The following is a 25,675-nucleotide window of genomic DNA, read 5'->3' as shown; positions in this document are numbered from 1 at the left end:
GCCCCCCCCCCCCCCCCCCCCCCCCCTCCTGGGGTTCCGTGATCAGCCCTCGAGCGAGGTCATCACGTGCTTCACGCGCGTGTAGTCGTCGAAGCCGTACGCCGACAGGTCCTTGCCGTAGCCGGACTTCTTGAAGCCGCCGTGCGGCATCTCGGCGACCAGCGGGATGTGCGTGTTGATCCACACACAGCCGAAGTCAAGGGCCTTGGACAGGCGCATGGCGCGGCCGTGGTCCTTGGTCCACACCGAGGAGGCCAGGGCGTACTCGACGTCGTTCGCGTACTGGACGGCCTGGGCCTCGTCCGTGAAGGACTGGACCGTGATGACCGGGCCGAAGACCTCCTGCTGGATGATCTCGTCGTCCTGCTTGAGGCCGGAGACGACGGTCGGGGCGTAGAAGTAGCCCTTGTCGCCGACCCGCTGGCCGCCCGCCTCGACCTTGGCGTGCGCCGGAAGGCGGTCGATGAAGCCCTCCACCTGCGCCAGCTGGTTCGGGTTGTTCAGCGGGCCGAAGAGCACGTCCTCGTCGTCCGGCATGCCGGTCTTGGTGTCGGCGGCGGTCTTGGCCAGCGCCGTCACGAACTCGTCGTGGATGGACTCGTGGACCAGCACGCGGGTGGCGGCCGTGCAGTCCTGCCCGGCGTTGAAGTAGCCGGCCTCGGCGATCGCCGCGACGGCCTTGGCGATGTCGGTGTCCTCGAAGACCACGACCGGGGCCTTGCCGCCCAGCTCCAGGTGGACCCGCTTGAGGTCCTTGGACGCGGACTCGGCGACCTGCATGCCGGCGCGCACCGAGCCGGTGATGGAGGCCATCGCCGGGGTCGGGTGCTCGACCATCGCACGGCCCGTGTCGCGGTCGCCGGTGACGACGTTGAAGACGCCCTTGGGCACGATGGAGCCGATGATCTCGGCCATCAGGACCGTGGACGCGGGAGTGGTGTCCGAGGGCTTGAGGACGACGGTGTTGCCCGCGGCCAGCGCCGGGGCGAACTTCCAGACGGCCATCATCATCGGGTAGTTCCACGGCGCGACCTGCGCGCAGACGCCGATCGGCTCGCGGCGGACGATGGAGGTCAGACCCTCCATGTACTCGCCCGCCGAGCGGCCTTCGAGCATCCGCGCGGCGCCCGCGAAGAACCGGATCTGGTCCAGCATCATCGGGATCTCTTCGCTGCGGGTGAGCCCGATCGGCTTGCCGCAGTTCTCGGACTCGACCGCGATCAGCTCCTCGGCCCGCTCCTCGAAGGCGTCGGCGATCTTCAGCAGCGCCTTCTGACGCTCGGCCGGTACCAGGTCCCGCCAGGCGGGGAACGCGGCGGCCGCGGCCGCCATGGCGGCGTCGACGTCCGCCTGTCCGGACAGCGGCGCGGTCGCGTACGCCTCGCCGGTAGCGGGGTTGACCACCTCAGTGGTCCGCCCGTCCGCGGCGTCCCGGAACTCCCCGTCGATGTAGTTGCGCAGCCGACGCAGTTCGGTGGTCACTGCTGCCTCCTGATCATGATGTCCAGTGGGTGAGATGCGTTGCCTACCCTAATCCGTCTACCGACGCTTTCGACACACCCAGACGGCCACATCTACGAAATCCGCGAGATCCGAGCGAGCAAACAACGAATTTCATCGATCTGGGGTTGCGGAACAGACGAGACCTCGTGCAGAGTGAGGACGTGGCCAGCCGAAGCGCAGACTCCAGGACCGGGAACGGGTCGACACCCACCGTCGACGCCGTCTCCCTTGCGATCATCGAGCAGCTCCAGGAGGACGGACGCCGTCCGTATGCCGCCATCGGCAAGGCCGTCGGCCTGTCCGAGGCTGCCGTACGCCAGCGCGTACAGAAGCTGCTCGACCAGGGCGTGATGCAGATCGTCGCCGTCACCGACCCGCTCACCGTGGGACTCAAGCGGCAGGCGATGGTCGGCGTCAACGTCGAGGGCGACCTCGACCCGGTGGCGGACACCCTCTCCGCCATGTCCGAAGTGGAGTACGTGGTCCTCACCGCGGGCTCCTTCGACCTGATGGTGGAGGTCGTCTGCGAGGACGACGACCACCTGCTCGACGTGATCAACAAACGCATCCGGGCCCTCCCCGGCGTGCGCTCCACCGAGAGCTTCGTCTACCTCAAGCTCAAGAAGCAGACCTATATGTGGGGAACCCGATAGCCGTGAGCAAGGACCTCTCGCAGACCGCGTACGACCACCTGTGGATGCACTTCACCCGCATGTCCTCGTACGAGAATGCCCCCGTACCGACCATCGTGCGCGGCGAGGGCACCTACATCTACGACGACCAGGGCAAGCGCTACCTCGACGGCCTCTCGGGCCTGTTCGTGGTCAACGCCGGGCACGGCCGTCACGAACTCGCCGAGACCGCCTACAAGCAGGCCCAGGAGCTCGCCTTCTTCCCGGTGTGGTCCTACGCCCACCCGAAGGCCGTCGAGCTGGCCGAGCGGCTCGCGCAGCACGCGCCCGGCGACCTGAACAAGGTCTTCTTCACCACCGGCGGCGGCGAGGCCGTGGAGACCGCCTGGAAGCTCGCCAAGCAGTACTTCAAGCTCAAGGGCCAGCCGACCAAGTACAAGGTCATCTCGCGCGCCGTCGCCTACCACGGCACCCCGCAGGGCGCCCTGTCCATCACCGGCCTGCCCGCTCTGAAGGCCCCCTTCGAGCCGCTGGTCCCCGGCGCCCACAAGGTGCCCAACACCAACATCTACCGCGCCCCGATCCACGGCGACGACCCGGAGGCCTTCGGCCGCTGGGCCGCCGACCAGATCGAGCAGCAGATCCTCTTCGAGGGCCCCGAGACGGTCGCCGCCGTCTTCCTGGAGCCGGTGCAGAACGCGGGCGGCTGCTTCCCGCCGCCGCCCGGCTACTTCCAGCGGGTCCGCGAGATCTGCGACCAGTACGACGTGCTGCTCGTCTCGGACGAGGTCATCTGCGCCTTCGGCCGCCTGGGCACGATGTTCGCCTGCGACAAGTTCGGCTACGTACCGGACATGATCACCTGCGCCAAGGGCATGACCTCGGGCTACTCCCCGATCGGCGCCTGCATCGTCTCCGACCGCGTCGCCGAGCCGTTCTACCAGGGCGACAACACCTTCCTGCACGGCTACACCTTCGGCGGCCACCCGGTCTCCGCCGCGGTGGGCCTGGCCAACCTCGACATCTTCGAGCGCGAGGGCCTCAACCAGCACGTGCTGGACCACGAGGGCGCGTTCTTCGCCACCCTGAACAAGCTCAAGGACCTGCCGATCGTCGGCGACGTCCGCGGCAACGGCTTCTTCTACGGCATCGAGCTGGTGAAGGACAAGGCCACCAAGGAGACCTTCAACGACGAGGAGACCGAGCGCGTCCTGTACGGCTTCCTCTCCAAGGCGCTGTACGACAACGGCCTGTACTGCCGCGCCGACGACCGCGGCGACCCGGTCGTCCAGCTGGCGCCGCCGCTGATCTCCGACCAGTCGACCTTCGACGAGATCGAGCAGATCCTGCGGAACGTCCTGACGGAGGCGTGGACGAAGCTCTGACGCGTCCGGTCGCCCTGTCGCCGACCAACGCCTCCAGCGCTTCCCGCACTTCCGGCGCTTCTGACACGCCGGGACACGCACACGGCCCGGATGGCCCGTTCGAGTGAGAACGCGGCCGTCCGGGCCGTGTGCTGTGCGCTGTGCCCGCCGCGGTCCCTACGTTCGTGACCGATCGGCCGCGCCCTCGTTCCCTCGTACGGGGGAGGCCTACAGGGGGACCGCCCACGGGGACGGCCCTCGTAACCGGAGCGAACGAACCGAGGTGTTTCCCCATGGCAGCCCCACCGGACAACGACGTGCTCTGGGCCCGCGGCCTGCACGTCTCGCACAACGGCTCGCCCGCGCTCACCGGTGTCTCGATCGGGGCGCGCGAGGGCGAGGTCCTCGCCGTCGCGGGCCCGCGCGGGTGCGGCAAGACGACCCTGCTGCGCTGTCTGTCCGGGCAGCTGCTCCCCGAGCGGGGCGAGGTGTGGTTCAACTCGGCGCCGGTGCACACCATGAGCCCCCTGGTACGCGAGCGGCTGCGCCGCGACCGGTTCGGCTGGATCGACTCCCAGCCGCATCTCGTCCCCGAGCTCTCCGCCTGGGAGAACGCCGCCCTGCCGCTGCTGCTGCGCGGCGAACCGCACCGCGCGTCCCGCAAGGCCGCCCTGGAATGGCTGGAGCGCCTGGACGTCGGGCCCTGCGCCCGCAGACGGCCGCACGCCCTGACGCAGTCCGAGCGGCAGCGCGTGACCATCGCCCGCGCCCTGGTCAGCGCGCCCACCGTGCTGTTCGCCGACGAGCCCACCGCGCCGCTGCACCGCGCCGACCGCGCCCATGTGCTGCGCACCCTCACCACGGCCGCCCGCTCGCACGGCATCACCGTCGTGCTCGCCACCCATGACCCCGCCGTGACCCAGGCCACCGCCGCGGCGGACGCCCCGCTCGCCGACCGTACGGTCTCGCTGCTCGACGGCCGCCGGGTGCACGCCGTACGCGTCGCCCCGTCCCCCGAGCGGACCGCCGGGCCCGCCGCCGGGCGGGCGGCCGAGCGGTCGGCCGGGGCGAAAGGGGCGGCGTGCTCGCTCTCCGCCTAGCCCGCGGCGGCCACCCCCTGGTGCAGATCCGCCGCCTGACCGTCACGGCCGCGGCCGCCGGAACGGGATTCCTGCTGCTGTGCGCCCTGGGGTACGCGATCGGCCATCCGGAGTCGCCCCGTGCCGCCCTGCTGCGGCTCGTCTGGTGCGCGGCCCCGCTCGCCGCCACCGTGCACCTCGCGGTGTCCGTGGCGCGTACGGATCCGGGGACCCGGCCGCAGCCCGGCCTGTCCGCGGTGGGGCTCGGCCCGGTCCGGCTGACGGTGCTGGCCGCGGCGACCACCGCGATGGCCTGCACCCTGGGCTCGCTTCTCGCACTGCTGTTCTTCCTGCATCTGCGCGGGGACCTGACCGGGCTGCCCTTCGACGGGGCCGCGGCCGGGCCGCTCGGCGGCGGGCGGTCGCTGCCGCTGGCCGCCGCGCTGACCCTGCTGGCCCTCACGCCGGTGATCGCCTCCTGCTGTGCCGCCCTGGCGCTGCGGGTACGGAGGCCGGGCCCCCGCGATGCGCAGGACCCCCGGCAGCCCGCGCCGCCCGCGCCCGCGCCGACCGGGCTGCCCTGGGGCGTGGCGCTGATCGCGGTGGGCCTGGCCGTCGAGACCTACGCGGCCACCGCGCCGGGTACCCCGAGCGGCCCGCCCATGCCCGGACGGCTGGCGGGCGTCCCGGCCGGGGTGCTCGCCGGGTGGGCGGTGACGGCGCTCGGGCTCGCACTGGCCGGGCCCGCGCTCACCGCGCTGTGCGGGCGGCTGCTCGGAGCCCTGCGGCCCGGTGCGACGCGGCTGCTGGCGGGCCGGGTGCTGCGCGCGGAGGCCCAGCGGATCGGGCGGCCGCTCGGCGTGGTGTGCGCGGTGGCGGCGGGCGGCGTCGCGGTGACCGCGCTGTACGGCGTCCGGCAGCCGCAGATCGGCCCGCTGACCGTGCTGGGCGCGGCACTGGTCGTCGGCTGTCCGCTGCTGACCCTGGCGAACGCGGCCGTGGAGGCCCGGCAGGCACGCGCCCACACCACGGAGACCCTGGTCAGGCTCGGCGCCCCGGTCTCCGTGCTGCGCGGCGCCTTTGCGCTCCGCGCGGGCGCGCTGCTCGCCGTGTTCGCCCCGCTGACCTGGGCGATCGCCGCACTGGCGGCGCTCCCGCTGGCCCGCTGAGACCCCGGAGGGGTTCGCCGCGGATCGGCGGGTGCCGACGACCGGCTCGACGACGACCGGCTCGACGGCGGCGTTTCGGTCGATACTGGGCGTGTGGCCCCACTCCCCCATCAGACACGGGGGTGCGACCCGAAGGTTGAGGACCGATGGACTTCCTTCGACCCGCCAGCTGGGAAGAGGCGCTCGCCGCCAAGGCGGCGCGCCCCCAGGCCGTGCCGATCGCGGGCGGCACCGATGTGATGGTCGAGATCAACTTCGACCAGCGTCGCCCGGACTGCCTGCTGGACCTGGGACGGGTCGGCGAGCTGGCCGAGTGGGACGTGGGCGAGCGCGCCGTCCGGCTCGGCGCGTCGGTCCCGTACGCGCGGATCATCGCGGAGCTGCGGGGTGAGCTGCCCGGCCTGGCGCTCGCCTCGCACACGGTCGCCTCGCCGCAGATCCGCAACCGCGGCAGCGTCGGCGGCAACCTCGGGACCGCGTCGCCCGCCGGGGACGCGCACCCCGCGCTGCTGGCGGCGGGCTGCGAGGTCGAGGCGGCGTCCCAGGCGCGCGGTGCGCGCCGTATCCCGATCGACACGTTCTTCACGGGCGTCAAACGCAACGCCCTGGAACCCGACGAGCTGATCCGGGCCGTGCACATCGACCGGGCCGATGGGCCGCAGCAGTTCGCCAAGGTCGGCACGCGCAACGCGATGGTGATCGCGGTCTGCGCCTTCGCGCTCGCCCTGCACCCCGAGAGCCGCACCATCCGCACCGGCGTCGGCTCGGCCGCGCCGACCCCGGTCAGGGCACGGGCGGCCGAGGAGTTCCTGACCGCGGCGCTCGACGAAGGCGGTCACTGGGACAGCGGGCGGGCCGTCGCGCCCGTGGTCGCCGAGGAGTTCGCCCGGCTCGCCTCGGACGCCTGCGCCCCGATCGACGACGTACGGGGCACCGCCGCCTACCGGCGGCACGCGGTGGGCGTACTGGCCCGCCGCACCCTGGCGTGGTGCTGGGAGTCGTACCGCGCGGGCGAAGGGAGCGCGCCATGCGCCTGAATCTGCGGGTCAACGGCCGTGCCCGGCGGGTGGACGACGTCTGGGAGGGCGAGTCGCTGCTGTACGTACTGCGCGAGCGGCTGGGCCTGCCGGGCTCCAAGAACGCCTGCGAGCAGGGCGAGTGCGGCTCGTGCACGGTCCGCCTGGACGACGTCCTGGTCTGCTCCTGCCTGGTCGCGGCCGGGCAGGCCGAGGGCCGCGAGGTCCTGACGGTGGAAGGGCTCGCGGGCACGCCCCCGCACGACGGCGGCGAACCGGCCCCGGCCCAAGGCGAACCAGCCCCGACCCAAGGCGAACCGGCCCCGATCCGACTGGCCCCGATCCAGCAGGCGTTCGTCGACGCGGGCGCGGTCCAGTGCGGCTTCTGCACCCCAGGGCTGCTGCTCGCGGCCGACGACCTCCTCAGGCGCGACAGCGATCCGTCGGACGCCGACATCCGTGAGGCACTCTCCGGCAACCTCTGCCGTTGTACGGGGTACGAGAAGATCCTCGACGCGGTCCGCCTGGCGGCTGCCCGGCGGGGAGCGGCGACCGACAGCGCGGTGACCAGACCGGGAGAGGGCGGCTGACATGACCGGCACCATAGGCGTCCCCACCCGCATCACCCAGGGCGCCCGGACCAGAGGCGGAGTCGGCGAGTCCACCCTGCGCCCGGACGGCGCGCTCAAGACCACCGGGGAGTTCGCCTACGCCTCCGACCTGTGGCACGAGGACATGCTCTGGGGCCACACCCTGCGCGCCCCGCACGCGCACGCCCTCATCACCCGGATCGACCTCACCGAGGCCCTGCGCCAGCCCGGTGTGTACGCCGTACTGGCCTACGCCGACCTGCCCGCCGCCAAGAAGTACGGCCTGGAGTTCCGCGACCAGCCGGTGCTCTGCGACGGCCGGGTGCGCTACCACGGCGAGCCCGTGGCGCTGGTCGCCGCCGACCACCCGGAGAGCGCGCGCCGCGCCGCCGCCAAGATCGTCGTGGAGTACGACGTCCTGGCGCCGGTCACCGACGAGGCGTCGGCCACCGGACCCGGCGCGCCCGTGCTGCACCCGGACCGGGACGACCCCCACGCCGCGCACGTCCCGCACCCGAACATCGTGCACCGCCAGCCGGTCAAGCGCGGCGACATCACGTCCGCACGCGCGCGTGCGGACGTGATCGTGCGCGAGGAGTACGAAGTCGGCATGCAGGACCAGGCGTTCCTCGGTCCGGAGTCCGGGCTCGCGGTCCCCGCCGATGACGGCGGCGTCGACCTGTACGTCTCCACGCAGTGGCTGCACGTCGACCGCGAGCAGATCGCCCCCGTGCTCGGCCTCCCCGAGGAGAAGGTGCGCCTGTCCCTGTCCGGTGTCGGCGGCGCCTTCGGCGGCCGCGAGGACCTGTCCATGCAGGCCCACGCCGCTCTGCTGGCCCTGCGCACCGGCAAGCCGGTGAAGATGGTCTACGACCGGTACGAGTCGTTCTTCGGCCATGTGCACCGCCACCCGGCCCGCATCGTCTACGAGCACGGCGCGACCCGCGAGGGCCGGCTCACCCATGTCGTCGCCCGGATCGTGCTGGACGGCGGCGCGTACGCGTCCTCGACCCCGGCCGTCGTCGGCAACGCCGCGTCGCTCGGCCTCGGCCCGTACGTCTGCGAGAACGTCGACATCGAGGCCGTCGGGCTCTACACCAACAACCCGCCGTGCGGCGCGATGCGCGGCTTCGGCGCGGTCCAGGCCTGTTTCGCGTACGAGTCCCAGATGGACCGGGTCGCGGCCGAACTGGGCCTGGACCCCGTGGAGTTCCGGCAGCGGAACGCCATGGAGCAGGGCTCGCCGATGCCCACGGGACAGCCGGTCGACGCGCCCGCCCCGGTCGCCGAACTGCTGCGCCGGGTCAGGTCACGGCCGCTGCCGCCCGAGCGGCAGTGGGAGTCGGCGGGCGCGGGCCCCGACCCGCGCGCGCTGCCCGGCGGCCGGTCCCACACCACGCACGGCGAAGGCGTCGTGCGGGGTGTGGGCTATGCCGTCGGCATCAAGAACGTCGGCTTCTCCGAAGGCTTCGACGACTACTCCACGGCACGGGTACGGCTGGAGGCCGTCGGCGGCGAGCCGGTCGCGACGGTGCACACCGCGATGGCCGAGGTCGGCCAGGGCGGCGTGACCGTGCACGCGCAGATCGCCCGCACCGAGCTGGGCGTCGCCCAGGTGACCATCCAGCCCGCCGACACCGCGGTGGGCAGCGCCGGTTCGACCTCCGCCTCCCGGCAGACGTACGTCACCGGGGGCGCGGTACGCCACACCTGCCAGGCCGTGCGCGCGCGGGTCCTGGAGCTCGGGCGGCGGAGGTTCGGCTCGTACCACCCGGCCTGGTCGAGCGCCGGCCTCCGCCTGGAGGGCGGGAAGGTCGTCACCGACGGCGGCGAGGCGCTGGCCGACCTGGCGGACGTACTCGACGGCGAGACGATCGACCTGGAGCTTCAGTGGCGGCACCGTCCGACCCGCCCCCTGGACCGGGAGACCGGCCAGGGGCACGGCCATGTCCAGTACTCCTTCGCGGCGCACCGGGCCGTGGTCGAGGTGGACACCGAACTCGGTCTGGTCAAGGTCGTGGAGCTGGCCTGCGCCCAGGACGTCGGCAAGGCGCTCAACCCGCTGTCGGTCACGGGCCAGATCCAGGGCGGTACGACACAGGGGCTCGGGCTCGCGGTCATGGAGGAGATCGTGGTGGACCCGGAGTCGAAGATCCGCAACCCCTCCTTCACCGACTATCTCATCCCCACCATCCTGGACACCCCGCCCATCCCGGTGGACGTGCTCGAACTGGCCGACGACCACGCGCCGTACGGCCTGCGCGGGGTCGGCGAGGCCTCCACGCTGTCGTCCACACCGGCCGTCGTCGCGGCCATCCGCCAGGCGACGGGCCTGCCCCTCACCCGCGTACCGGTACGCCCCGAACACCTCACGGGCACCGCCTGACGGCTCCCGCCCGGCTCCCGCCCACACCCACCTGACATCCATCTGACATCTGACATCCGCCCCGGAGGCCACCGTGCTGGACATCGCCGAAGAGTTGCACCGCTGGGTCGAGCAGGGGCGTGACTTCGCCGTGGCCACGGTGGTGGCCGTGAGCGGCAGCGGGCCCCGGCAGCCCGGCGCCGCCCTCGCCGTGGACGGTGCGGGCACGGCGGTCGGCTCGGTCTCCGGCGGATGTGTGGAGGGCGCCGTCTACGAGCTGTGCCAGCAGGCCCTGGCGGACGGCGCGTCCGTCGTCGAGCGGTTCGGATACAGCGACGAGGACGCCTTCGCGGTCGGCCTGACCTGCGGCGGCGTCATCGACATCCTGGTCACCCCGGTCCGCGCGGACGCGCCGACCCGGCCGGTGTTCGCGGCAGCCCTGGCCGCCGCGGCCTCCGGTCAGGCCACGGCGCTCGCCCGGATCATCGAGGGCGGCCCCGCCGAGCTGAGGGGCCGGGCGCTGTATGTGCGCGCGGACGGCTCGTACCAGGGCGGCCTCGGCGGCCGCCCCGAACTGGACCGCACCGCGGCGGGCGAGGCCGCCGCGATGCTGGACGCGGGCCGCACCGGCACCCTCACCCTCGGCGCGGACGGCTCCTGCGCGCTCGGCGAGGACGGCACGCGCGCAGGCGAACTCCGCACACTGCTGGTGGAGTCGAGCGCGCCCGCGCCACGGATGATCGTGTTCGGCGCGATCGACTTCGCCGCCGCGCTGGTGCGGGTCGGCAAGTTCCTCGGCTACCACGTCACCGTCTGCGACGCCCGCCCGATATTCGCCACCCGCGCCCGCTTCCCGGACGCCGACGACATCGTCGTCGACTGGCCGCACCGCTATCTGGAGCGGACGGACGCGGACGCCCGCACGGTGCTGTGCGTCCTCACCCACGACGCCAAGTTCGACGTCCCCCTGCTCCGGCTGGCCCTCACCCTGCCCGTCGCCTACGTCGGCGCGATGGGGTCCCGCCGTACCCACCAGGACCGCGACGCGCGGCTGCGCGAGGTCGGCGTCACCGCGCCTCAGCTCGCCCGCCTGCACTCCCCGATCGGCCTGGACCTCGGCGCCCGTACGCCCGAGGAGACGGCCCTGTCCATCGCCTCCGAGATCGTCGCGGCCCGCCGCGGCGGCACCGGCGTGTCCCTCACCGGCGCCCACACCCCGATCCATCACGACGGCGACGACTCGGCGCCGCCCCCATCGGCCATGACACAGGCCGTTCCGCCCGCGCGGTTCTAGCATGATCCCGTGCCCCAGGAACCCCCTCAGGAACCCCCTTCTGCCCCCGGCCGCGGCTCCAGTCCCGGCCCCGCCGCGTCCGCGTGGTGCGAGATCGAGAGCCTTGGCGAGTTCGACGCGGCGGTCGCCGCCCGCGGGACGCTCGCCGAGTGCCGGATCCAGGCCGTCGACCTGACCGGACGCACCGCCGCGCTGCTCGCCTGCGACACCGACGGCGCGGTGTTCCTCGGCTGCCCCATGCGGCCGGACGCGTCGGCCAAGGTACGGGCGAGCGGGGCGCTGGTCTTCCCGCCGGTGCCGGGGCTGCCCTTCGACCCGTACCGAGGGCGGCTCTACGCGCCGGACGAGCTGTTCGCCGGGCTCGCCGCCGGATACGACGCCACCCCCGACGCCCGCGCCTACGCCTGGTTCCAGCGGAGCAAGGCGGACGGTGACGTCTTCGCGTCGATGCTGCGCGCCATCCACGACGACGCGATCTCCGACGGCCTGGACGAACTCCTCGCCGACGCCCGCGTGGTGGGCGTCATAGGCGGCCATACGATGGCGCGCGGCTCACGGGACTACGCGGGCACGGCCCGCCTCAGCCGCACCCTGGCCCGCTCCGGCCTGACCGTCGCCACCGGCGGCGGCCCCGGAGCCATGGAGGCGGCGAACCTGGGCGCGTACGGCGCCCCGCACGAGGACGCGATGCTGGACGAGTCGCTCGAACTCGTCGCCAGGGCACCGTCCTTCACCCCCTCGGTCACCGACTGGGCGCGGGCCGCCTTCGCGGTGCGCGAGCGCTGGCCGCGCGGCGGCGGCTCGGTGGGCATCCCGACCTGGTTCTACGGCCACGAGCCGCCGAACGCGTTCGCCGGGCACATCGCCAAGTACTTCGCCAACGCCACCCGCGAGGACGGCCTGCTGGCCCGGTCCAACGCGGGCGTCGTCTTCCTTCCGGGCGCGGCCGGAACCGTCCAGGAGATCTTCGACAACGCCACCCCGAACTACTACGAGTCGCTGGGCGCGCCCACCCCCATGGTGCTGGTGAACCGCGCGCACTGGACGGAACGGCTGCCCGCCTGGCCGCTGCTGCGGGCACTGGCCCGCGACAGGGCGATGGAGTCCCGGATCGCCCTGGTCGACACGGTGGAGGAGGCGCCCGAGGCCCTGGCGCGCCTGGCCTCGGCCTGAACCGGGACCGCCGGACGGGCAACGCGGCGTCGGGACGGTCAGCATGTCGTCAGTCAGCGCGTCGTCGGTCAGCCGAAGGTCGCGCGCTCCAGCCAGAAGTCAAGCAACTCCCGCTCCCCCAGCACCTCCACCCGCTCGCTGTCGACCGGCAGCCGCCGGTAGAAGACCTGGAGCACATCGGTGAGCGGGCCGCGCAGCGCGACGGTCGCCTTGTCGTGCCCGCGCCGCCAGGTGAAGCCGTCGTCCCCGAACTCGATGAGCCACTCGGCGTCGAGCGCGGCCGTCGTGTCCGTGGCGTGCAGATGCAGGCTGCGGCCGCCGCCGCGCAGTTCCGCCGCGCTGTCCTCCGGTTCGGTGCGCTGGGCGAACCGTACGATGTCCAGCCATTCGTCGATCGCGTCGGCGGCGACCTCGGGGGCCAGTTCGTACCGGGCGCGCACCGTGTGCGCCGCGTCCGCGCGGTGCAGGGCCGTCTCATGGGTCATCCGCCGCGCCCAGAACGCGCTGCCGCGCTCCCACGCCCAGGTCCACACCTCGGTGTCGGGACCGGCCGCGCGCAGCGTGCTGACCAGCCGCTGGGCGCCGTCGGCCAGCCAGGCGTCCAGTGCGGCGGGGTCGTCGCCGTCCGGGCCGAGGAAGCCGGGCGTCTGCTCCTCGGGTATCTCGTCGGCCGCCTTCGTACGCACCATCATCTCGACCCACCGATGGGCCCCGCCCACATGCACGGCGAGCTCCCGCAGGCTCCAGTCCGGGCAGGTCGGCACGGTCGCCGCGAGGTCGGCGCCGCGCAGGCAGTCCCGCAGCAGCGCGGTCTGGCGGCCGATCTCAGCGCAGTATCGCTCATGATCGAGAGGAAGAGTCATGGGCGCACTCTAGGGCGCGGTACCGCCCCGCGCGCCACCGAGATTCGCCGCGCTCCGGGGCCGGGGGCTCGGGGCTCAGGGCTTGAGACGCAGGGCTCGGGGCTCGAGGCTCAGCCGAGTACGACGATCTCGTCCGGGTCGAAGGTCACCCCGACCGTCTCGCCCACCGCGGGGGCGTCCCGCAGGCCGCAGGCCGCCTCCAGGCGGGGCGCGTCGGCGGGCTGGAGGTGCACGGCGACGTGGGTGCCGCGGAAGGTGCGGGCCGCCACCCTGCACGGCAGCCCCGCCTCCTCCGGTACGAGGCGGACGCCCGCGGGGCGCACCAGCAGGTCGCGGGTGCCTTGCGCGGACCGCGCGGGGACGGGCAGCTTGCCCCAGGGCGTGTCCGCCGCCTCACCGCTGACCGCGGCCTCGACCACGTTGTCGAAGCCGAGGAAGCGGGCGACGAACGCGTCCGCAGGCCGCTGCCAGACCTCCAGCGGGGTTCCGGCCTGGGCGATGCGGCCGTCCCGCATCACCACGACCCGGTCGGCCAGCGCGAACGCCTCACCCTGGTCGTGGGTGACGGCGAGCACCGTGGTGCCCAGCTCCGCGAAGAGCTCCCGGAGTTCGACGACGAGGCGTTCCCTGAGCGACCGGTCGAGCTGGCCGAGCGGCTCGTCCAGCATCAGCAGCCGGGGCCGCGGCGCCAGCGCCCTGGCCAGCGCGACACGCTGCTGTTCACCGCCGGACAGCGAGCCGACGGCGCGCGCCGCGGCGCCCGGCAGCCCGACCAGCTCCAGCAACTCCCGCACCCGTGCGTCGCGCTGGGCGCGCGGCACCGCGCGCGTGGTCAGACCAAAGGCGACGTTGCCGCCGACGTCCCGCTGGGGAAACAGCTGATGGTCCTGGAACATCAGCCCGACGCCCCGCTGGTGGGCGGGGACGCGGCCCTGGTCGCGGCCCTCGAGGAGGACCCGGCCGCCGTCCAGCGGCTGGAGGCCCGCGACCGCCCGCAGCAGGGTCGACTTGCCGCTGCCGCTGGGCCCGAGCACGCAGACGATCTCGTGCTCGGCGACCTCCAGGTCCACGCCGTGCAGCGCGGGTGCGCCCGCGAAGCGGACGGTGGCGTCGGTCAAGCTGAGCAGGGCTGCCATCAGAACTCCCCGGTCCGGTCGGTGCGGATGCGTTCGAGCAGCAGCAGCGAGACCGCGCACACCAGCATCAGCAGGGTCGAGAGGGCCATGGCCTGGCCGTAGTTGAGCTCCCCGGCGCGGCCGAGCAGGGTGGCCACGGCGACCGGCAGCGTCGGGTTGTCGGGCCGTGCGAGGAACACCGTCGCGCCGAACTCCCCGAGCGAGACCGCGAAGGCGAAGCCCGCGGCGATCAGCAGGGCCCGCCGCACCAGCGGCAGGTCCACCTCGCGCCACACCCGCCAGGGCGATGCCCCGAGCACGGCGGCCGCCTCGCGCAGCCGCTCGTCCACCGCGCGCAGTACGGGCAGCATGGTGCGGACGACGAAGGGCACACCGACCAGCGCCTGGGCCAGCGGCACCAGAATCCAGGAGGACCTGAGGTCCAGCGGCGGCTCGTCCAGGGCGATCAGGAAGCCGAAGCCGACCGTGACGGCGGAGACGCCGAGCGGCAGCATCAGCAGGGCGTCGAAGCCCCGCACCAGGCGGCCCGCCCGCCGGGTGAGCGCGGTGGCGGCGAGACCGCCGACCACGACCGCGATGACGGTCGCGACGAGCGCGTACTGGAGCGAGTTGCCGATCGCCTCGATCGGCGGCACCAGGAACGCGCCGCCCTCCTGGGAGGTCAGCTCCCGGTAGTACGTGGTCGCGTACCCGGTGGAGGTGTCGAAGGACCGTTCGACCAGCACGCCGAGCGGCACCAGGATCAGCAGCACGACGGTGAGCAGGACACCGGCGAGCAGCGCCCACTGGCCCGCTCCGCGCGGCCTGCGCGCGGTGTGCGCCGCGTCCACCAGGCGCAGCGCGGTCTCCCTGCGCCGTACGGTCCAGGCGTGTACGGCGAGGATCGCGCCGACCGCGGCGAACTGCACCAGGGTCAGCACGGCGGCGGTGTCGAGGGCGAGCAGCTGCGCGGTCTGCCGGTAGATCTCGACTTCGAGGGTGGTGAAGGCGGGGCCGCCCAGGATCTTGACGACGCCGAAAGAGGTGAAGGTGAACAGGAACGTCATCAGCGCGGCGGCCGCGACGGCGGGCCCCAGCGCGGGCAGGGTGACCTTGCGCCAGGCCGCCAGCCGGGAGGCGCCGAGCATCCGGGCCGCCTCCTCCTGGCGGGGGTCGAGCTGTGCCCACAGTCCCCCGACGGTGCGCACGACCACGGCGTAGTTGAAGAAGACATGGGCGAGCAGGATCGCCCAGACCGAGGTGTCCAGGCGCAGGCCCGCCAGTTCGTCGAGCAGGCCGCCGCGGCCGACGACGGCCAGGAACGCGGAGCCGACGACGACCGTGGGCAGGACGAAGGGGACGGTGACGACCGCCCGCAGCACCTGCTTGCCGGGGAAGTCGAAGCGCGCGAACACATACGCGCCGGGCAGGGCGATCAGCAGGGTGAGCGCGGTCGACGCGAGCGCCTGCCAGGTGGTGAACCACAGGACCGCGAGAATGTCGGGGTCGCTCAGCACATCGGCGAAGCGGCCGAAGCGCCAGCCGCCGTCGGCGTGCAGCCCTCGGGTGACGATGGCCGCGACCGGGTAGCCGAAGAAGACCGCGAAGAACGCGACGGGCAGGGCCATCAGGCCCAGCCGCGCCGCGCTCCCGCGCCAGGTGTGCCGCGCCGCGTTCCCGCTCCGGCCGGGCGGCGTACGGCCGTCCGCCGGCTGACCGGCCCGGCGCTCGCCTGCCTCAGCGCCTACTTCAGGACCAGTGACTGCCACGACTTGGTCCAGGCCTCACGGTTGTCGGCGATCTTCTCGGGGGCCATGGTCCGCGGGTCGTCGGCCTGCGCGCCGAACTCGGTGAACACCTCGGGCAGCTCGGCGTCCTCGACGACGGGGTTGACGAACATGTTCAGCGGCATGTCCTCCTGGAACTTCTTGGAGATCAGGAAGTCCAGCAGGGCCTTGCCGCCCGCCTCGTTCTTCGCGCCGTCCAGGAGACCGGCGAACTCGGTCTGCTGGAAGCAGGTGCCGGTGGCGACCCCGGTCGGGGCCTGCTTCGGCTGGGGGTCGGCGAAGTACACCTCGGCGGGCGGGCTGGAGGCGTACGACACGACCAGCGGTCTGTCTCCCTTGGCCTTCTTGCCGCCCGCCGAGCCGGAGAACTCCTCGTTGTACGCCTGGTCCCAGCCGTCGACGACCTTGACGCCGTTGTCCTTCAGCTTCTTCCAGTAGTCCTGCCAGCCGTCGTCCCCGTACTGGGCGGCGGTGCCGAGCAGGAAGCCCAGGCCGGGTGACGAGGTCGCGGCGTTCTCGGTGACCAGGAGGTTCTTGTACGCGGGCTTGACCAGGTCGTCGAAGGTCTGCGGCGGGTCGAGCTTCTTGTCGGCGAAGTACTTCTTGTCGTAGTTGACGCAGATCTCGCCGGTGTCGATGGGGGTGACACGGTGCTTGTCCCGGTCGAGCTGGAGCGCGTCGGGGACCCGGTCCAGGCCCTTGGCCTCGTACGGCGTGAACAGGTCGTTGTCGAGGGCGAGGGACAGCAGGGTGTTGTCGACGCCGAAGAAGACGTCGCCCTGGGGGTTGCCCTTGACCAGGACGGCCTTGCGGACTGCCTCGCCCGCGTCGCCGCTCTTGAGGACCTTGACCCGGTAGCCGGACTCCTTCTCGAACTCCTTGAGCACGTCCTTGGACGCGGCGAAGGAGCTGTGGCTGACCAGGGTCACGGTCTGGGAACCCGAGTCGCTCGCGGAGCCCGAGTCGCCGTCGCCGCTCCCGCAGGCGGAGAGGGTGACCAGGCCGAGGCCGGTGACCGCGGCCAGCGCCGCGGCTTTCCTGATGGTGCTCACTGGATTTTCCTCCTGGGTGTCCAGGAAGAGACGCGGCCCTGCCCGAAGCCTCGCGGGGCTTCGGGCAGGGCGCAACAGCATGAGGTGATGACCGAACTTCCTACCTCGAATGACCGAGGCGAGGTTCAGAGGGTCTGCGGCCTGGACGGTGCCGCACTCTCAGCGCTGTGGCGCTCCCCTGTCGGAATATGAAGATGTACGCGGACCAGACTACCGCTCGGCCGCGGCGAGCTGACCGCACGCTCCGTCGATCTCCTGGCCTCGGGTGTCCCGGATGGTGACCGGCACCCCGTGGGCGGCGATCGCCTCGACGAAGGCCTTCTCGTCCTCCGGCCTGGAGGCCGTCCACTTGGACCCCGGCGTGGGGTTCAGCGGAATCAGGTTCACATGCACCCGCTTGCCCTTGAGCAGGCGGCCGAGCCGGTCGCCTCGCCAGGCCTGGTCGTTGATGTCGCGGATCAGCGCGTACTCGATGGAGATCCGGCGTCCGGACTTGTCGGCGTACTCCCAGGCCGCGTCCAGCACCTCCCGCACCTTCCAGCGCGTGTTGACGGGGACGAGGGTGTCGCGCAGTTCGTCGTCGGGTGCGTGCAGCGAGACCGCGAGGCGGCACTTGAGGCCCTCGTCGGCCAGCCGCAGCATCGCGGGGACCAGGCCGACCGTGGAGACGGTGATGCCGCGCTGGGTGATGCCGAGGCCGTCCGGCTCGGGGTCGGTCAGCCGCCGGATGGCGCCGACGACGCGGTTGTAGTTGGCGAGCGGCTCGCCCATGCCCATGAAGACGATGTTCGACAGGCGCGCGGGCCCGCCGGGGACCTCGCCGTCCCGCAGCGCCCGCATGCCGTCCACGATCTGGTGCACGATCTCGGCGGTGGACAGGTTGCGGTCGAGGCCCGCCTGGCCGGTCGCGCAGAACGGGCAGTTCATGCCGCATCCGGCCTGCGAGGAGATGCACATGGTGACCCGGTCCGGGTAGCGCATCAGCACGGACTCGACGAGTGTGCCGTCGTGCAGCTTCCACAGGGTCTTGCGGGTGGTGTCGTTGTCACAGCTGATGTGCCGCACCACCGACATCAGGTCGGGCAGCAGGGCCTCCCGGAGCCGCTCGCGGGACGCCGCGGGGATGTCGGTCCACTCGGCCGGGTCGTGCGCGTACCGCGCGAAGTAGTGCTGCGAGAGCTGCTTGGCGCGGAAGGGCTTCTCGCCGGCGGCGGCGACGGCCTCCTTGCGTTCGGCGGGCGTGAGGTCGGCGAGGTGCCGCGGGGGCTTCTTGGCTCCGCGGGGCGCGACGAAAGTGAGTTCTCCGGGCTTGGGCATGGTCCCTCTTTTGCGGCTAAACCGCCGCCGCTCTCGCGGACCTGGTTACTCGCCGTCGTGGTTTCTCAATTGATGGTTGCGGTGTGTGTGGCCTCGCCAATTTTCGCACAGCGAGGCCACACGCTCAGGTCCCGACGAAGAGGACCAGCAACAGCCACACCACCGGCGCCGTCGGCAACAGCGAGTCCAGGCGGTCCATGATGCCGCCGTGGCCCGGCAGCAGGGTGCCCATGTCCTTGATGCCGAGGTCGCGTTTGATCATCGACTCCCCGAGGTCGCCGAGTGTGGCGCTGGCCGCGACGGCCAGTCCGAGCAGCAGCCCCTGCCACCAGACGCCGTCGTCGATCATCAGCTGCATGCACAGTGCACCGGCCGCCATCGCGAAGGTGACCGCGCCGAGCAGCCCCTCGCGGGTCTTTCCGGGGCTGATGCGCGGCGCGAGCTTGTGCTTGCCGAAGCGCCAGCCGACCGCGTACGCGCCGGTGTCGCTGACCACGGTCAGCAGCAGGAAGGTGAGCACCCGCTGCGGGCCGTCGTCGGCGGTGAGCATCAGCGCCACGAAGGTGGCCAGGAACGGCACGTAGAACGCGGCGAACACCCCGGCCGTGACATCCTTCAGATAGCCGTCCGGCGGCTCGGCCATCCGCCAGACCAGCACCGCGAGCGCGGTGAGCGCCATCGCCACCCAGGCGCCCTCGGGGCCGCGTACGTACCCGGCCACCACCATCGCCGCGCCGCCGACCGCGAGCGGCACCAGCGGGGCCTTGATCTCCTTGCGCTCGGCGAGCCGCGAGGTGAGCTCCCACAGGCCGACCACGACGGCGAGCACTATGACGCCGACGAAGACGGCCTTCACGATGAACAGCGACGCCACGATCACCGCGCCGAGGCCGACGCCGACCCCTATGGCCGCGCGCAGGTCGCGGCCCGCGCGCTTCTTCCGCGGGGCTTTGTGCGGCTGCGCGGGCTGCTGCGGGGACGGCGTACTGGGCGTGGGGACGCCGTCCCGGTCACGGCTCGCGTCATGGTTCGCGGCATGGTCACGGTCCGCGTCGCGGTGTCCGTCACCGCCGTCGGCGTCCGGCACCTCGGGCACGATGGGCATGGGCCGAGTCTGCTGGGCCGCGGGCTCATCGTAGGCGGGACCCGCCGACGCAGACCCCTGGACAGGCCCCGGCTCGGGCGGTCTCCAGTGGCCGGCCTGCGGCGGAGCCCCCCAGGAAGAGTCGTTCATCAGACCTCGAGGAGCTCGGATTCCTTGTGCTTGAGCAGCTCGTCCACCTGCGCGACGTACTTCGCGGTGGTGTCGTCGAGCTCCTTCTCGGCACGGCGGCCCTCGTCCTCGCCGACCTCGCCGTCCTTGACGGCCTTGTCGATGGCTTCCTTGGCCTTGCGGCGCACCGCGCGGATCGAGATCTTGGAGTCCTCGGCCTTGCCCTTGGCGACCTTGATGTAGTCCCGGCGGCGCTCCTCGGTGAGCTCGGGGAAGTTCACTCGGATGATGTGCCCGTCATTGCTCGGGTTGACGCCCAGGTCCGAGTCGCGGATCGCCTGCTCGATGTTGCGCAGCGCGGACTTGTCGAACGGCGTCACCACGGCCATCCGCGGCTCGGGGACCGAGAACGACGCCAGCTGGTTGATGGGCGTCAGCGCGCCGTAGTAGTCGGCCACGATCTTGTTGAACATCGCCGGGTGCGCACGGCCGGTGCGGATCGCGGCGAAGTCCTCCTTGGCGACCACGACGGCCTTCTCCATCTTCTCCTCGGCCTCGAGGAGGGTCTCTTCGATCACCACTTGCTCCTGCGTGTCTTGAGTGGGCCCGGCATGCACGGGGCGGCCGGCTGCGTCGCGTCTCTTTCCTGCACGGTGTCCGACCGGCAGGGCTTTGTCTATCCCTCGGGGAGGCCCCCGGATCAGCTCCGGGTGCCCTGGTCGCTCACGAGCGTGCCGATCTTCTCACCCTTGACCGCGCGCGCGATATTGCCTGCGGCCAGCAGTTCGAAAACGAGGATGGGCAGCTTGTTGTCCCGGCACAGGGTGATGGCGGTCATGTCGGCGACCTTCAGGTCGCGGGTGATGACCTCGCCGTACCCGAGAGCGTCGAACTTGACGGCGTCGGGGTTGGTCTTGGGGTCGGAGTCGTAGACCCCGTCGACGCCGTTCTTGCCCATGAGCATCGCCTCGGCGTTGATCTCCAGAGCGCGCTGGGCGGCCGTGGTGTCGGTGGAGAAGTACGGCATGCCCATGCCCGCGCCGAAGATCACGACGCGGCCCTTCTCCAAGTGGCGTACGGCGCGCAGCGGGATGTACGGCTCGGCGACCTGCCCCATGGTGATGGCGGTCTGGACCCGCGAGTCGATGCCCTCCTTCTCCAGGAAGTCCTGGAGGGCCAGGCAGTTCATCACGGTGCCGAGCATGCCCATGTAGTCGGAGCGGGCCCGGTCCATGCCGCGCTGCTGCAGCTCGGCGCCGCGGAAGAAGTTGCCGCCGCCGAGCACGACCGCGATCTGGGCTCCGTCGCGCACGACGGAGGCGATCTCCCGCGCGATGGTGTGCACCACGTCCGGGTCGACACCCAGACCGCCGCCGCCGGCGAACGCCTCGCCGGAGAGTTTCAGGAGATAGCGGCCGGTCTTTTTGCCGTCGCCGCTGCTGTCGGACTTGGTCATGGGAATCTCCTAGTGGTGCACATACGAAGAGGCCATTGCCGGTGGGATGTCAATCGTCCCTCAGCGGCAATGGCCTCCTCGTCAGATCTGCGGTCGTCCGGCGCGTACGAGGGTCCGTACGAAAGGTCGTCGCCGGACGGCTGCTGTAGACCCTAGCGGGGTCTACAGTCGATCGCGGTACGGACTCAGATGCCGACCTTGATGCGCGAGAAGCGCTTCAGGGTGACACCGGCCTCGTCCAGGACCTTCTGGACGGTCTTCTTGTTGTCCAGCGCGTACGGCTGGCCGAGCAGGGTGGCGTCCTTGAAGAAGCCGTTGACGCGACCCTCGACGATCTTCGGGAGGGCGGCCTCGGGCTTGCCCTCGGCGCGGGTGGTCTCCTCGGCGACGCGGCGCTCGGCCTCGACGACCTCGGCCGGGACGTCCTCGCGGGAGAGGTACTTGGGCGCGAAGGCGGCGATGTGCTGGGCGATGCCCTTGGCGACCTCGGCGTCGGCCTTGTCGAGCTCGACGAGGACACCGATCTGCGGGGGCAGGTCGGGCATCGTGCGGTGCATGTACGCGGTGACGAAGCCGCCGGCGAACTGCGCGAAGCGGTCCAGGACGATCTTCTCGCCGAGGTTGGCGTTGGCCTCGTCGACGTACGCCTGAACGGTCTTGCCGGGCTCGATCTCGGAGGCGAGCAGCGCCTCGATATCGGCCGGGGAGGTCTTGGCGACGTGCGCGGCGAGGGAGTTCGCGACGGCCTGGAACTTCTCGCCCTTGGCGACGAAGTCGGTCTCGCACTTCAGCTCGACGATGACGCCGGAGGTGTTGTCGTCGGCGATGAGGGAGACCACGGCGCCGTTCTCGGCGGAGCGGCCCTCGCGCTTGGCGACGCCCTTCTGGCCCTTGATGCGCAGGGCCTCGACGGCCTTGTCGACGTTGCCCTCGGCCTCGTCCAGCGCCTTCTTGCAGTCCATCATGCCGGCGCCGGTGAGCTCGCGGAGCTTCTTGACGTCAGCGGCGGTGTAGTTCGCCATGATTCTCGGAATTCTCTCTCGAAGCGAAGTCTGAAGATCTACGGGTGGACAGAGCTACGGGTGAACGGCGGGGGCGGCATGCCGCCCCCGCCGTCAACTACCGCGTCTGTGACCGGTTCCCCGGTGTCCCTGGGGAGGTCAGGCCTGCTTGGCGGCGTCGTCCGCGGCCGGGGCCTCGGCGGCGGCCTCGGCCGGCTTCTCGGCCTCGGCGGCCGGGGCCTCGGCGGGCTTCTCGGCGTCGGCCTTCTCGGCGTCGGCCTTCTTCTCGCCCTCGAGCAGGTCGCGCTCCCACTCGGCCAGCGGCTCACCGGCGGCCTTCTCGCCCTTGCCCTCACCGGCACCGCCGGAGCGGGCGATGAGGCCCTCGGCGACGGCGTCGGCGATCACGCGGGTGAGCAGGGTGACGGAGCGGATCGCGTCGTCGTTGCCCGGAATCTTGTAGTCGACCTCGTCGGGGTCGCAGTTGGTGTCGAGGATGGCGACGACCGGGATGTTCAGCTTGCGGGCCTCGCCGACCGCGATGTGCTCCTTCTTGGTGTCCACGATCCAGACGGCGCTGGGCACCTTCTGCATCTCGCGGATACCGCCGAGGGTCTTCTCCAGCTTGGCCTTCTCGCGGGAGAGGACCAGCAGCTCCTTCTTGGTGAGGCCGGAGGCGGCCACGTCCTCGAAGTCGATCTGCTCGAGCTCCTTCAGGCGCTGCAGGCGCTTGTAGACGGTCGAGAAGTTGGTCAGCATGCCGCCGAGCCAGCGCTGGTTCACGTAGGGCATGCCCACGCGGGTGGCCTGCTCGGCGATGGCCTCCTGGGCCTGCTTCTTGGTGCCGACGAACATGACCGTGCCGCCGTGGGCGACGGTCTCCTTGACGAACTCGTAGGCGCGGTCGATGTACGACAGCGACTGGAGCAGGTCGATGATGTAGATGCCGTTGCGCTCCGTGAAGATGAAGCGCTTCATCTTCGGGTTCCAACGACGGGTCTGGTGACCGAAGTGGACGCCGCTTTCCAGCAGCTCCCGCATCGTGACGACGGCCATGGCCGTACTCCTTGGTGTTCTAGGTTCTCGGTTAAGTCCTGACACCCCTGCGCGTGCCGTGCCACATATGCGGGCCAGCCGGGGGCAGGCCGCATACGGGACCGAGGGACGCTGGCGTCGATGCTGGTGAGCGGGGCTCATGGCCTCGACGTCGGGGCGTGCGAAGTCGACCCGGTGACCCGGATCGCCACAAGAAGTGTACGGGACCCGCGAGGTACCGGGTGACGCCGCTGTCCACAACCGGGGAGTTGTCCACAGATCCGGGCCATGATCAGCGCGGTGGGGGCGGCTGGTGCCACGGTTCCGGAATGAACGAGACGAAGAGAGCGCTGCTGTGCGCCGTCCTGTTTGTGGTGCTGGGCGCGGCACTGGTCGCGGCCGGGACCGGGGGGCGCGTGGGATCGGGGGTGGGCGTGGGCATGGGCATGGGCGTGGGCGTGGGCGTGGTGGGGGCTGCCGTGGCCGCGGAAGACGAGGAGCGGGTCCAGTCGGCCAGGGAGCAGCCGGCCGAGGCCCGGCCGGGCGGAGAACGGCCGGGCGGAGAACGGCCGGGCGGAGAACGGCCGGGCGGAGAACGGCCGGGCGGAGAACGGGGACGGCCGGGCGGGCGGCGGGGGTGGCCGGTCGGCGAGCGGCCCGCGGTGCTGCGGGGCTGGGAGCCGCCCGCCTCGCCGTACGGGCCCGGACACCGTGGGGTGGATCTCGCGGGCTCGCCCGGCGCGGCGGTACGGGCGGTGGCGGCCGGGCGGGTGGCGTTCGCGGGGCGGGTCGCGGGGCGCCCGGTGGTGTCGATCGAGCTCGCCGGGACCGGGGAGCCGCCGCTGCGCACCACCTACGAGCCGGTGCGCGCCCAAGTCGAAAAGGGCGACGCGGTCGAGGCGGGCGAGGTGGTCGGGGTGCTGTCGCGGGAGGCGGCCCACTGCGCGCCCACCTGTCTGCACTGGGGGCTACGCCGCGCCCACCGCTACCTCGACCCGCTCTCGCTCCTCCCGCCGCGCGGCCCGTCCCGTCTGCTCCCGGTGTTCGGGGTGCCGGAGCCGCCCGCGGTGGGAGAGGGGCCGGACGTCAGCCCCGTACCCCGCGCAGCGCGAGCGACACCGCCGCGTCGGTGATCGCCGCCGAATCCTCCGCCGCGCCCGCCTCGACGCGGCGGACCGCCGCGTCGACGATGCCCTGCAGAAGCATCGCCGCCAGCCGCGGCTGCGCGTGCCCCAGCGTGTCGAGTGCTTCGACGATCATCGCGACCAGGCCGCCGTGCGCGGCCCGGATCTTCTCGCGGGCGCCCGCGTCCAGCTCGCTGGAGGAGATCGCGACCACCGCGCGGTGCCGCCGGTCACCGACCAGCGCGAGCTGTGCCCTGACATACGCCTCGACCTTGTCCTCGGGAGCCGAGACCTGCTCCATCGCGGTCTGGACCTCCGCCGCCCACACGGGGAAGTCGACCTCGCAGAGTTCCTCCACGACCGCCGCGCGGGAGCGGAAGTACTCGTAGACGGAGGACCGGGCCAGGCCCGTGCGCTCGGCCAGCGCGGGAAACGTCAGGGCGTCCGTACCGCCTTCGGACAGCAGGGAACGCGCGGCGTCCAGCAGGGCGCCGCGCTGCATCGACCGGTGCTCGGCCACGGAGGCCGCTCGAATCCTTGGCACGTTTCCACTTTACGGAGCCGACACCGGGGGCAGGACCGATTCACCGGCCGAAGCTCGCCAGCTTCGCCCTGAGCTGGAGCACCGACTTGGTGTGGATCTGGCTGACCCGGCTCTCGGTCACCCCGAGCACATGGCCGATCTCGGCGAGCGTGAGTCCCTCGTAGTAGTAGAGCGTGACCACGGTCTTCTCGCGTTCCGGGAGGGTGTTGATGGACCGCGCGAGGAGTCGGCGCAGCTCGCGGCCTTCGGCGACCTCAACCGGGTCGTCCGCCGAGGTGTCCTCCAGCGTGTCCATCAGGCTGAGCCGGTCGCCGCCCTCGCCCCCGACGTGCAGCAGTTCTTCCAGGGCCACCACGTTGGCCAGCGACAACTGACTGAAGACCGTGTGCAGTTCCTCCAGTCCGATGCCCAGCTCGGCGGCGACCTCGCCTTCGGACGGCGTGCGGCGCAGCTGCGCCTCGAGTGTGGCGTAGGCGCGTTCGACGTTGCGCGCCTTCTGCCGCACCGAGCGCGGAATCCAGTCCAGGGCGCGGAGTTCGTCGATCATCGCGCCGCGGATGCGGGTGATCGCGTACGTCTCGAACTTGATCTCCCGCTCGATGTCGAACTTCTCGATGGCGTCGATCAGTCCGAACACCCCGGAGGAGACGAAGTCCGCCTGTTCGACGTTGGGCGGCAGCCCGACGCTCACCCGGCCCGCGACGTATTTCACCAGCGGTGAGTAGTGCAGGATCAGCTGCTCGCGCAACCGTCCGTCGCCCGTCGCCTTGTACGAGCGCCACAACTCGTCGAGCGACGAGGGTGCGGGCGGCCGCACGCTGCCGCGGGCAGCTGGCGGAACAGCCGCCCGGTCAGACCCGGAGGTGTGCTGGGGCATTCGTCGCCTTGCGTCGTCCAACTGGGGCACTGGGGTGAACTGGAGGGAGTGAGGGCGGAATTGAGGGACCGAGGGGGACCGAGGGGGACCGAGGGGGGAGGCTGAG

The 25,675-nt window shown here is 71.9% G+C and carries 23 protein-coding genes; 10 read left to right on the top strand and 13 right to left on the bottom strand.

Going from position 1 to position 25,675, the window contains the following annotated elements; translation table 11 throughout:
- Positions 1-42 precede the first annotated feature (42 nt).
- Positions 43-1,482, bottom strand: a complete 1,440-nt coding sequence (locus ACX6XY_RS01540; RefSeq protein WP_460325416.1) for a gamma-aminobutyraldehyde dehydrogenase — start codon at positions 1,480-1,482, stop codon at positions 43-45.
- A 182-nt stretch (positions 1,483-1,664) separates the two neighbouring features.
- On the opposite strand from ACX6XY_RS01540, the gene ACX6XY_RS01535 reads away from it, so the two are divergent.
- The 9 genes from ACX6XY_RS01535 (at position 1,665) to ACX6XY_RS01495 (ending at position 12,185) form a co-directional block, all read left to right on the top strand.
- Positions 1,665-2,156 (top strand): Lrp/AsnC family transcriptional regulator, encoded by a 492-nt coding sequence (locus ACX6XY_RS01535; RefSeq protein ID WP_460325414.1) that lies wholly within the window; start codon positions 1,665-1,667, stop codon positions 2,154-2,156.
- Positions 2,141-3,520 carry an aspartate aminotransferase family protein gene (locus tag ACX6XY_RS01530; RefSeq protein WP_460325412.1) on the top strand — a complete coding sequence of 460 codons (1,380 nt, stop codon included), beginning with the start codon at positions 2,141-2,143 and terminating at the stop codon, positions 3,518-3,520. Before ACX6XY_RS01535 ends, ACX6XY_RS01530 begins: the two co-directional genes overlap by 16 nt.
- A 272-nt stretch (positions 3,521-3,792) precedes the next feature.
- Positions 3,793-4,599, top strand: coding sequence for an ABC transporter ATP-binding protein (locus tag ACX6XY_RS01525; protein WP_460325410.1), 807 nt, complete (start codon positions 3,793-3,795; stop codon positions 4,597-4,599).
- Entirely contained in the window at positions 4,581-5,747 is a 1,167-nt protein-coding gene (locus ACX6XY_RS01520; RefSeq protein WP_460325409.1) for a hypothetical protein, read from the top strand. The genes ACX6XY_RS01525 and ACX6XY_RS01520 overlap by 19 nt, the downstream gene beginning before the upstream one ends.
- Before the next feature lie 146 nt (positions 5,748-5,893).
- Positions 5,894-6,784, top strand: a complete 891-nt coding sequence (locus ACX6XY_RS01515) for an FAD binding domain-containing protein (RefSeq protein WP_460325408.1) — start codon at positions 5,894-5,896, stop codon at positions 6,782-6,784.
- On the top strand, positions 6,775-7,353 hold the full coding sequence (locus ACX6XY_RS01510) for a (2Fe-2S)-binding protein (RefSeq protein ID WP_460325407.1): 579 nt from the start codon (positions 6,775-6,777) through the stop codon (positions 7,351-7,353). The genes ACX6XY_RS01515 and ACX6XY_RS01510 overlap by 10 nt, the downstream gene beginning before the upstream one ends.
- A 1-nt stretch (position 7,354) precedes the next feature.
- Positions 7,355-9,739 (top strand): xanthine dehydrogenase subunit D, encoded by a 2,385-nt coding sequence (pucD, locus tag ACX6XY_RS01505; RefSeq protein WP_460325405.1) that lies wholly within the window; start codon positions 7,355-7,357, stop codon positions 9,737-9,739.
- 73 nt (positions 9,740-9,812) lie between these two features.
- Entirely contained in the window at positions 9,813-11,012 is a 1,200-nt protein-coding gene (locus tag ACX6XY_RS01500; protein WP_460325403.1) for an XdhC family protein, read from the top strand.
- Between the two features lie 93 nt (positions 11,013-11,105).
- On the top strand, positions 11,106-12,185 hold the full coding sequence (locus ACX6XY_RS01495; RefSeq protein ID WP_460325769.1) for an LOG family protein: 1,080 nt from the start codon (positions 11,106-11,108) through the stop codon (positions 12,183-12,185).
- A gap of 68 nt (positions 12,186-12,253) precedes the next feature.
- On the opposite strand, the gene ACX6XY_RS01490 is transcribed toward ACX6XY_RS01495, so the two are convergent.
- From ACX6XY_RS01490 to rpsB, 10 genes are all read right to left on the bottom strand, one after another.
- Positions 12,254-13,048, bottom strand: a complete 795-nt coding sequence (locus tag ACX6XY_RS01490) for a maleylpyruvate isomerase family mycothiol-dependent enzyme (RefSeq protein ID WP_460325401.1) — start codon at positions 13,046-13,048, stop codon at positions 12,254-12,256.
- A gap of 110 nt (positions 13,049-13,158) precedes the next feature.
- Positions 13,159-14,184, bottom strand: coding sequence for an ABC transporter ATP-binding protein (locus ACX6XY_RS01485; protein WP_460325399.1), 1,026 nt, complete (start codon positions 14,182-14,184; stop codon positions 13,159-13,161).
- Entirely contained in the window at positions 14,184-15,791 is a 1,608-nt protein-coding gene (locus ACX6XY_RS01480) for an ABC transporter permease (RefSeq protein ID WP_460325767.1), read from the bottom strand. The genes ACX6XY_RS01485 and ACX6XY_RS01480 overlap by 1 nt, the downstream gene beginning before the upstream one ends.
- A gap of 116 nt (positions 15,792-15,907) precedes the next feature.
- A complete protein-coding gene (locus ACX6XY_RS01475) occupies positions 15,908-17,002 on the bottom strand; it encodes a thiamine ABC transporter substrate-binding protein (RefSeq protein ID WP_460325397.1) in 1,095 nt (364 codons plus the stop codon).
- A 210-nt stretch (positions 17,003-17,212) separates the two neighbouring features.
- Positions 17,213-18,319: a dual-specificity RNA methyltransferase RlmN gene (rlmN, locus tag ACX6XY_RS01470; protein ID WP_460325395.1), complete on the bottom strand. Its 1,107-nt coding sequence runs from the start codon at positions 18,317-18,319 to the stop codon at positions 17,213-17,215.
- A gap of 124 nt (positions 18,320-18,443) precedes the next feature.
- Entirely contained in the window at positions 18,444-19,553 is a 1,110-nt protein-coding gene (locus tag ACX6XY_RS01465) for a phosphatidate cytidylyltransferase (protein ID WP_460325393.1), read from the bottom strand.
- Positions 19,553-20,110: a ribosome recycling factor gene (gene frr / locus ACX6XY_RS01460; protein WP_460325391.1), complete on the bottom strand. Its 558-nt coding sequence runs from the start codon at positions 20,108-20,110 to the stop codon at positions 19,553-19,555. The genes ACX6XY_RS01465 and frr overlap by 1 nt, the downstream gene beginning before the upstream one ends.
- 122 nt (positions 20,111-20,232) lie before the next feature.
- Entirely contained in the window at positions 20,233-20,988 is a 756-nt protein-coding gene (pyrH, locus tag ACX6XY_RS01455; protein WP_460325389.1) for a UMP kinase, read from the bottom strand.
- Positions 20,989-21,173: 185 nt separating this feature from the next.
- Positions 21,174-22,010 (bottom strand): translation elongation factor Ts, encoded by an 837-nt coding sequence (tsf, locus tag ACX6XY_RS01450; RefSeq protein ID WP_460325387.1) that lies wholly within the window; start codon positions 22,008-22,010, stop codon positions 21,174-21,176.
- Between the two features lie 138 nt (positions 22,011-22,148).
- Complete coding sequence (rpsB, locus tag ACX6XY_RS01445; RefSeq protein ID WP_460325385.1) at positions 22,149-23,045, bottom strand: 30S ribosomal protein S2; 897 nt, start codon at positions 23,043-23,045, stop codon at positions 22,149-22,151.
- 308 nt (positions 23,046-23,353) lie between these two features.
- Between rpsB and ACX6XY_RS01440 the strand changes: the two genes are divergently transcribed.
- Positions 23,354-24,157 (top strand): peptidoglycan DD-metalloendopeptidase family protein, encoded by an 804-nt coding sequence (locus tag ACX6XY_RS01440; protein WP_460325383.1) that lies wholly within the window; start codon positions 23,354-23,356, stop codon positions 24,155-24,157.
- On the opposite strand, the gene ACX6XY_RS01435 is transcribed toward ACX6XY_RS01440, so the two are convergent.
- Positions 24,111-24,668 carry a TetR/AcrR family transcriptional regulator gene (locus ACX6XY_RS01435; RefSeq protein WP_460325765.1) on the bottom strand — a complete coding sequence of 186 codons (558 nt, stop codon included), beginning with the start codon at positions 24,666-24,668 and terminating at the stop codon, positions 24,111-24,113. The genes ACX6XY_RS01440 and ACX6XY_RS01435 overlap by 47 nt on opposite strands.
- Positions 24,669-24,732: 64 nt before the next feature.
- Positions 24,733-25,569, bottom strand: a complete 837-nt coding sequence (whiG, locus tag ACX6XY_RS01430) for an RNA polymerase sigma factor WhiG (protein ID WP_460325381.1) — start codon at positions 25,567-25,569, stop codon at positions 24,733-24,735.
- Positions 25,570-25,675: the final 106 nt, after the last annotated feature.

This window comes from Streptomyces sp. O3, assembly GCF_054788135.1.
Note: the sequence above shows the minus strand (reverse complement) of the source record. Positions and strands in the feature narration are given on the sequence as shown.